8 protein-coding genes are annotated in these 7,137 nt (G+C 70.9%); 2 read left to right on the top strand and 6 right to left on the bottom strand.

Features of this window, described 5'->3' with window-relative positions; translation table 11 throughout:
* On the top strand, nucleotides 1–908 hold a 908-nt coding region (locus J0P97_RS15320), incomplete at its 5' end, for a serine hydrolase (protein ID WP_246540658.1).
* Nucleotides 905–1,333: a DUF3054 domain-containing protein gene (locus tag J0P97_RS15315; RefSeq protein ID WP_372449726.1), complete on the top strand. Its 429-nt coding sequence runs from the start codon at nucleotides 905–907 to the stop codon at nucleotides 1,331–1,333. The genes J0P97_RS15320 and J0P97_RS15315, both read left to right, overlap by 4 nt.
* 42 nt (nucleotides 1,334–1,375) lie before the next feature.
* On the opposite strand, the gene J0P97_RS15310 is transcribed toward J0P97_RS15315, so the two are convergent.
* The 6 genes from J0P97_RS15310 to J0P97_RS15285 form a co-directional block, all read right to left on the bottom strand.
* Entirely contained in the window at nucleotides 1,376–2,020 is a 645-nt protein-coding gene (locus tag J0P97_RS15310; RefSeq protein ID WP_215488656.1) for a winged helix-turn-helix transcriptional regulator, read from the bottom strand.
* A 9-nt stretch (nucleotides 2,021–2,029) separates the two neighbouring features.
* Entirely contained in the window at nucleotides 2,030–2,491 is a 462-nt protein-coding gene (locus tag J0P97_RS15305; protein ID WP_215488655.1) for a VOC family protein, read from the bottom strand.
* Nucleotides 2,492–2,613: 122 nt separating this feature from the next.
* On the bottom strand, nucleotides 2,614–3,099 hold the full coding sequence (locus J0P97_RS15300) for a GNAT family N-acetyltransferase (RefSeq protein WP_215488654.1): 486 nt from the start codon (nucleotides 3,097–3,099) through the stop codon (nucleotides 2,614–2,616).
* Between the two features lie 37 nt (nucleotides 3,100–3,136).
* Nucleotides 3,137–4,018 carry a formyltetrahydrofolate deformylase gene (gene purU / locus J0P97_RS15295; protein WP_215488653.1) on the bottom strand — a complete coding sequence of 294 codons (882 nt, stop codon included), beginning with the start codon at nucleotides 4,016–4,018 and terminating at the stop codon, nucleotides 3,137–3,139.
* Between the two features lie 88 nt (nucleotides 4,019–4,106).
* Nucleotides 4,107–5,303, bottom strand: a complete 1,197-nt coding sequence (locus J0P97_RS15290) for a cobalamin-independent methionine synthase II family protein (protein WP_215488652.1) — start codon at nucleotides 5,301–5,303, stop codon at nucleotides 4,107–4,109.
* A gap of 104 nt (nucleotides 5,304–5,407) precedes the next feature.
* On the bottom strand, nucleotides 5,408–7,087 hold the full coding sequence (locus J0P97_RS15285; RefSeq protein WP_246540657.1) for a serine hydrolase: 1,680 nt from the start codon (nucleotides 7,085–7,087) through the stop codon (nucleotides 5,408–5,410).
* Between the last annotated feature and the right edge of the window lie 50 nt (nucleotides 7,088–7,137).

Here is a 7,137-nt window from a genome sequence, read left to right as displayed (position 1 = left end):
GCGCGGCGTCGCGCCGCCGCAGCCGGCGCGAGGCGACCGGCGCGGAGCCGCAGCGGCCACCGAGCCGCGCATCGCTTCGCCATCGGTCCTTCATCGGCACGCTGAAGGCGCTCGACGTGCTCTCCGCGGCGGGGGCGCAGGTCTCGGTGCGTGTCGCGGACCTCGACACCGGTGAGGACGTGCTGACGGGTGACGACCACCTGACCGTGCCGGTGGCCGGCCTCGGCGTGGTGCCGCTCCTCATCGAGGTCGCCGCCCAGATCGAGTTCGGGCAGCTCGACCCGCTCGAGATCCTCGACCGCGGTTCGATCCGCCCGGTGGGCGTGGCCGGTGTCTGGCAGCACCTCAAGGCGCCGGCGCTGCCGGTCGCCGACCTCGCCGTGCTCGCTGCGGCCGCCTCCGACGCCGCAGCCGCGAACGTCCTCCTCGGCCGCGTGGGGCTCGGCGCCGTCCGCGCGCGCATGGATGGCATCGGGCTCAGCAAGACCGCGCTCATCGACGGCTTCCGCGATGAGCGGGGCCCCGACGACGCTCCCCAGGTCGCGCTGTCGAGCGCGCGCGAGATGTCGGAGCTGTTCACCGCGATCGTCAATGCGCAGATCGTGTCGCCCGCCGTGAGCGCGCAGGTGGGGGAGTGGCTCAACCTCAACCAGGACCTCGCCCTGGTCGGCGCCGCCACCGCCCTCGACCCGTTCGCGCACGAAGACGACCGTTACCGCATGCTGTTCGTCAACAAGACGGGTCGTGGCGACGGCATCCGCGCCGACGCCGGTATCCTCGCGGGGCCCGGCGGGGGCGTCGCGTACGCCCTGCTCATCGGCTTCGACGACCTCTCGATCGCGCACCGGCTGCGCGCACACGACGCCTTCCGCGCGCTGGGAGCCGACCTCATGGAGTACGTCTTCTGAACGCCGCATCCGCCTCTCCCTCTGCGCCAACCTCCGCCTCCCACGCCACGCCGAGCCCGCGACTGATCCTGGGCGCCGCGCTCCTGGACATCGTGCTGGTGACCGTGTTCGCAGCGATCGGCCGCGCGAGCCACGCCGAGGACGTCCTCGGCGGACTCGGGATCACGGCGTGGCCGTTCCTCGTCGCGCTCGCCGCCGGGTGGGCGGTCACCCTCGCCTGGCGGGCGCCCGCGGCGCCGCTGCGCACCGGAGCCCCCGTCTGGGCGATCACCGTCGCCGGAGGGATGCTGCTGCGCGCGGCGAGCGGTCAGGGCGTCCAGATCGCCTTCGTCATCGTGGCCTCGATCGTCCTGCTTCTGTTCCTCATCGGGTGGCGGCTGATCGGCTCGCTCGTGCGCCGCGCCCGCTCGCGTCGCGCGGCGTAAGCCCCGGCATCCCGCCTCGACCGGATCGAGACCGGCCGGGCCTCACGCCGCGACGCGAAAGGTGAGCGCGAACCGGTCGAGCAGCGCGGCCGGGCCGTGCAGGAGCTCGATCTCCCCCGTGGCGATGGCGGGCTGCGCCGCCAGTTCCCCCGAGAGCAGCCGGCGGATGCCGGGACCCGCGGCGAACGCGAGGTCGGCCGTCTCGGCGGCGCCGCGCGCGATCGCGAGCGCCCTGCCGCTCACGCGGACGTCGAGCTCCGCCGCGCCGATCCGCGCGGCGTAGCGCGTGGGCGGGAGGGACGCCGCGGCATCCGCCTGGAACGCCGAGCGCAGCGTGATCGTCATCGCGTCCGGGGTCACGACCTGCTCGTCGCGCGGCTCGTCGAGGGCCCGGAATCCCCACGCGCTGAGCGCCAGCACGACGGGCTCGAGCTCGCGACCGTACGGCGTCAGCTCGTAGATGATGATGCGCGAGCGGGGCGCGCGGCGGATGATCCCCGCGCCCTGAAGCTCCTTCAGCCGTGCCGCGAGGATGTTCGACGGGATGCGCGGAAGGCCCGCGGCGAGCTCTCCGTATCGCCGCGGACCGACCAGCAGATCGCGCACGATGAGCAGCGCCCACCGCTCGCCCACGAGTTCCAGGGCGCGCGTGACGCCGCAGTACTGTCCGTACTCGCGCGCGGCCATTCGCCCGGGTCAGCTGTTCTGCTCGGCGTGCGGGTCGATGCCGGCAGACTCCATGTAGGCGGCGGGACCCTGCTCGGCGGCGACGGGGTCCATCCAGCCGAAGTCGATGATGTTGCCGTCCGGGTCGGTGACGTTCCGCTGGTACATGAAGCCGTAGTCCGCGGCCGGCTGCGCCTCGCGGCCGCCGGCGGCGATGCCGCGAGCGACGGCTGCGTCGACCTCCTCCCGGCTGTCGACGAAGATCGAGGTGCCGCTCGTGGGGTTCTTGGCCGGGTCGCCGAGCGGGAGGTCGGTGAACGTCTGGTAGAACTCGCGGGTCACGATCATGGCGTAGCTGTGGTCCTTCTCGATGATCACGCAGGCCGCGTTGTGGTCGGTGAAGGCGGGGTTGATCTCGAATCCGAGCGCCTCCCAGAACGCCTTCGCGCGGTCGAGGTCGGTCACGGGCATGTTGATGAAGAGCGTGGGCATGGCGACCTCCGGGTCTGTGGGCGTCCGATCTGGACGCGACCCACACTTGCAAAAAACAAGTGAGTCGTCAAGAGGGGTCGCCCGTCCCGCCCCTGGTCCGCGCACTGCCCACGCGAGATCGGCTATCGCGATGCGAAGTCGCGACGGTAGAAGACCAGCGCATCGTCGCGGCTGACATCCGCGAGGCCGTTCCTCTCCAGGACCCGTCGGGAGGCGATGTTGGTGACGCCCGTATCTGCGACAGCGACGCGAGCGCCCCACGCGGGGGCGTGTTCGAGGGCCAGGCGGACCGCTTCCGTCGCAAGTCCCGCCCCTCGGGCTGACGGAACCAGACCGTAGCCGAACTCGACCTGACCCGCCGCGCCGGGTGGGCCGAAGAAGCCGAAGCCCCCGACAGCCTGCCCGTCGTCAGCTCTTCGTATCAGGTACATCGTGAAAGGGGTCGTTGACGGCTTCGCGGCCGACAGGGTCGACAACGGGGCCAGCTCATCCTCGAAGGGATACTCGCGGTGCCAATCGTCTCCGGGTCGCTCCTCCCGGGCGACGATCCGCCGAGCGAGGTCCGGGGAGATCGGCTCCAGTGAGAGGCGAGCGCTTCGAAGGATCACCGGCCGAGGGTTCCCTGAACGGACCAGCACTCGTCGCTCAGAAGACGATCGTGTGGTTCCCGTGCCGGATGACCCGGTCCTGCGCGTGCCACAGCACGGCGCGCGAGAGGACCTGCCGCTCGACGTCCGCCCCTCGGCGGGCGAGTTCCGCCGACGACTCGGCGTGCGTGACGCGCACGGTGTCCTGCTCGATGATCGGCCCCTCGTCGAGGTCGCCCGTGACGTAGTGGGAGGTCGCGCCGATCAGCTTGACGCCGCGCTCCTTCGCCTTCTTGTAGGGCTCGGCGCCGATGAAGGCGGGCAGGAAGGAGTGGTGGATGTTGATGACGGGCACCCCGAGCCGGTCGAGGAACTCGGGCGACAGGATCTGCATGTACCGCGCGAGCACCACGACGTCGACGTTGCCCACGAGGAGCTTCAGGATCTCCTCCTCGGATGCGGACTTGTCCGGGCCCGGAACCGAGGGGACGTGGAAGAACGGCACGCCGAAGCTGCGGACATCCTCCGCCGTCGTCGTGTGGTTCGAGATCACCATCGGGATGCTCACGGGCAGGTCGCCGCGGCGGTGGCGCCACAGGAGGTCGAGGAGGCAGTGGTCCTGCTTCGACGCGAGGATCGCCATGCGCTTCGGCACGGACTGGTCGGTCAGCGACCAGTCCAGCTCGAACGGGGCGAGCGTCGCGGCGATCTCGGACTCGATCTCCGGCCGCGAGGCGGCGAAGTCGGGGCGGTGGAAGACGACCCGCTGGAAGTACGCCCCACCGCGGTGGTCGTCGGAGAACTGGTCGAAGGCGACGATGTTCCCCCCGATCCGCGTGATCATGGCCGAGACGGCCGCGACGATGCCGGGCTTGTCGCTGCCGTGCACGATGAGGCACGCGTGGTCGGCGGGCGGCTGGGCGGTGTGCGCAGGAGGCATCCCCCGATTCTGCCGGATCCGGGCGCCGAACGACGCCGTGACGTCCCTCAGCCCCTCCGGTGGGATGTGTCGGGGTGCCGCTGCGCGATCAGGCGCGGCGCGCGCCCGCACCGAGCGACTCGAGCTTCGCCCAGGCGATGTCGGGATGGATGCGCCCGCCCAGGCCGCAGTCCGTCGACGCGATGACGCGGTCTTCGCCGACGATGTGGGTATACCGGCGGATGCGCTGCGCCACGAGCTCGGGATGCTCGACCACGTTCGTCGCGTGGCTCACGACGCCGGGCACGAGGACCAGGTCATCGGGCACGGCGGCGTCCGCCCACGCGCCGAACTCGTGCTCATGGCGGACGTTGCCCGCCTCGAACGAGATCGACCCGACCCGCGCCTGCAGGATGACCGGCAGGATGTCGGCGAGCTCGATGTCGGTGGTGTGGGGGCCGTGCCACGACCCCCAGCACAGGTGCAGTCGCACCTGCTCCTTCGGCAGTCCCGCGATCGCATCGTTGATCGCGTCGACGCGGATGCGGGTGAACTCCTGATAATCCCGGATCGATGGGGCGGGGTTGATCTGGTCGTAGTTCTCCGCGAGCGACGGGTCGTCCAGCTGAAGGAGGAGCCCGGCGTCGACGATGGCCCGATACTCCTCACGGAGCGCCTCCGCCCAGGCGAAGACGTGCTCCTCGTCGTCCGCGTAGTACTCGTTGTGCACGCGCGCGGCGGATCCGGGCGCGATCGCCGTGAGGAACCCCTGTTCCCCGTCGTGCAGGGCGGCGGTGAGATTGCGGATGTCGGAGGCCACGGCATCCTGTCCCCGGTACGCGAGCGGCCCCGTGGTGGTCGGGAACGCCGTGGCGATCCGCCCCGTCTCGACGGCCTGCGCGTAGACGTCGGGGAACAGCACCCGGTCGCGTCGGTCGGGGAAGCTCGTCAGCCGGACGGCGCCGGGCTCGGACCGTCGTACCGGCGGGTCGACCGCGCTGAACGCGCTGAACGCGCCGGCTTCGGTGAGCGCGAGCCCCGAGACGCGCTGGAAAGAATAGGACCACCACGCCCCGTAGTCGACCGCGTTCGACATCGCCTTGCCGAACTCACCGTCCCCGACGAGCGTGATGCCGGCATCGCGCTGGCGCTCGACGACGTCGGCGACGGCCTGGGCGGTGAGCGCCTCGAACTCGGGCGTCGATCGCAGGGTGAAACCGTCATCGGCGAGCGCGCGGGCGGCGTTCGCCTCGATGAGTGCGGGTGTGCGGGGCAGACTGCCGGAGGTCGTCGTGGTCACGGGCATGATGTCCTCCTGGAGGTGTGGCCGCCAGGATACGAGCGCGGGGCGTCCGGCACGTGGGGAGGGCGCCGGACAAAAGCCCGCCCCCGCGGTGCTGCGGGCGTATCTCAGGGGACCCGCGTGAAGACCCCGAGCCCGGACGGCTCCTCCACCATCGGATAGCCGTTGAAGTAGGTGAGGGTCACCCCCGAGACGCTTCCCCCCGACCGCGTGAAGACGGCGGAGGAGAGCGATCCCGTCGGGGCGTTCTCGCCTGTCGGTACGAACGCCATCGTGTCGCCCTCCCACGGCGTGAACGCGAAGGTGTAGCCGCCGTCCGGGCCGAGCGCGCCCTGCAGCGCGCCGCCGGACTCCGTCACCGTGAGGGTGCCGAAATAAGGGCTCGTGTAGGTTCCGACGTAGTCGGATGCCGAGCCGCCCATCGTCGCGCCCGCGGGCGCCGTCTGCCCGGCGAGGTCGCCGACCGGGTGGTTGAACGGCTCCAGACGTGCGCGGAACGCGTCGACCCAGTCGCGGGTCTGCGCGCCGAACATGACGTCGTCGAGGAAGGCCTGGTTGACGGCCTCGGGAACGCCGATCGGTGCACCGTTGGTGAGCATCGTGATGCCGAGGTCCAGGTCCGGGACCAGGGAGACCGCCGTCCCCGTGCCCATCGAGAAGGCGCCGGAGTGGCTGAGCACGACGCGGCCGCCCACCGCTGACCCGACGTTCATGCCGAAGCCGTAGTGACCGGGGCGCTGGTCGAGCGCGGTGTTGTGCGAGTTGACGATCTGCGCTGAGAATGCCTCGGTGAGGGGGGCCGCGTCGATGAGCGGGGCGCCGTCGTGCTCGCCGTCCGCCAGCACCATCGCCATCCACTTCGCGATGTCCGTCGCGGTGGATGCCACGCCACCGGCCGGAGCCTCGGCATCCGGATCGCGGTCGAACAGCGGCTCGAAGTCGTCGTCGCCGAGGCGTGCGTGCTGGACCGCGCGATCCTCGATGGCGAGGAAGTCGGCGTGCGACGAGGTCGTCGACGTCATGCCCAGCGGGTCGAACAGCAGTTCCTTCGCGGTCTGCTCCCAGGTCTGGCCGCGGGAGGTCGCGATCGCCTCGGCGCCCGTCGTCAGGCCGAAGTTCGAGTACTGATAGGTGGTCCGGAACGGGGCGAGCGGGATCTCCTTGAGGTGGGCGAGGATGTACGCCCGGTCGAATCCGAGGTCTTCGAGATCGTCGCCGCCGCCGGTCGGGATGCCGGAGCGGTGCGCGAAGTAGTCGCCGACCGTCGCGTGGGCCGTGACGTACGGATCGCCCATCTCGAACGACGGAAGAAGGTCGTGCACGGGCGTCGACCAGGAGAGCTTCGGGTCGTCGGTGATCGCCTTCGCGACGACGGTCGCCGAGATCGGCTTCGACATCGACGCGATGAGGAACACCGTGCCGTCATCGACCTTGTCGCCCGTGCGCACATCCTTCACCCCGAATGCGCCGGTGTACACGGTCTTCCCACCGGAGACCACCGCGACCTGCGCGCCCGGGACCTTCGAGCGCTCCAGGGCGTCCTCGATGTGTCCGGGCAGCTTCTCGAGCGCGGCGGCGATCGCCGCATCACGGCCCGTGTACAGCGCGATCGCATCCTGGTTCGGCGCCGTGCCGACGTCGATGGGGGTCGTCGGTGCCGGCGAGGGGCCTGCCGTGACGTCGCCGGTGCAGGCGGTCGCGCCCCCGATGACGACGGCGGCGGCGAGCGTCGTCGCCACCACGCGTCGTGCGTGCTGCGCGCCCGGCATCCTGGTGTTCCTCGTCATGGCATCCCCCTCGTCGATCCCGTGAGAAAACGGTAGAAGCGCGCGCAGGA

It is taken from the genome of Microbacterium flavum, from assembly GCF_018717645.1.
In the GTDB taxonomy this organism is placed as follows: domain Bacteria; phylum Actinomycetota; class Actinomycetes; order Actinomycetales; family Microbacteriaceae; genus Microbacterium; species Microbacterium flavum.
This window is presented reverse-complemented; position numbering and strand designations above follow the sequence as displayed.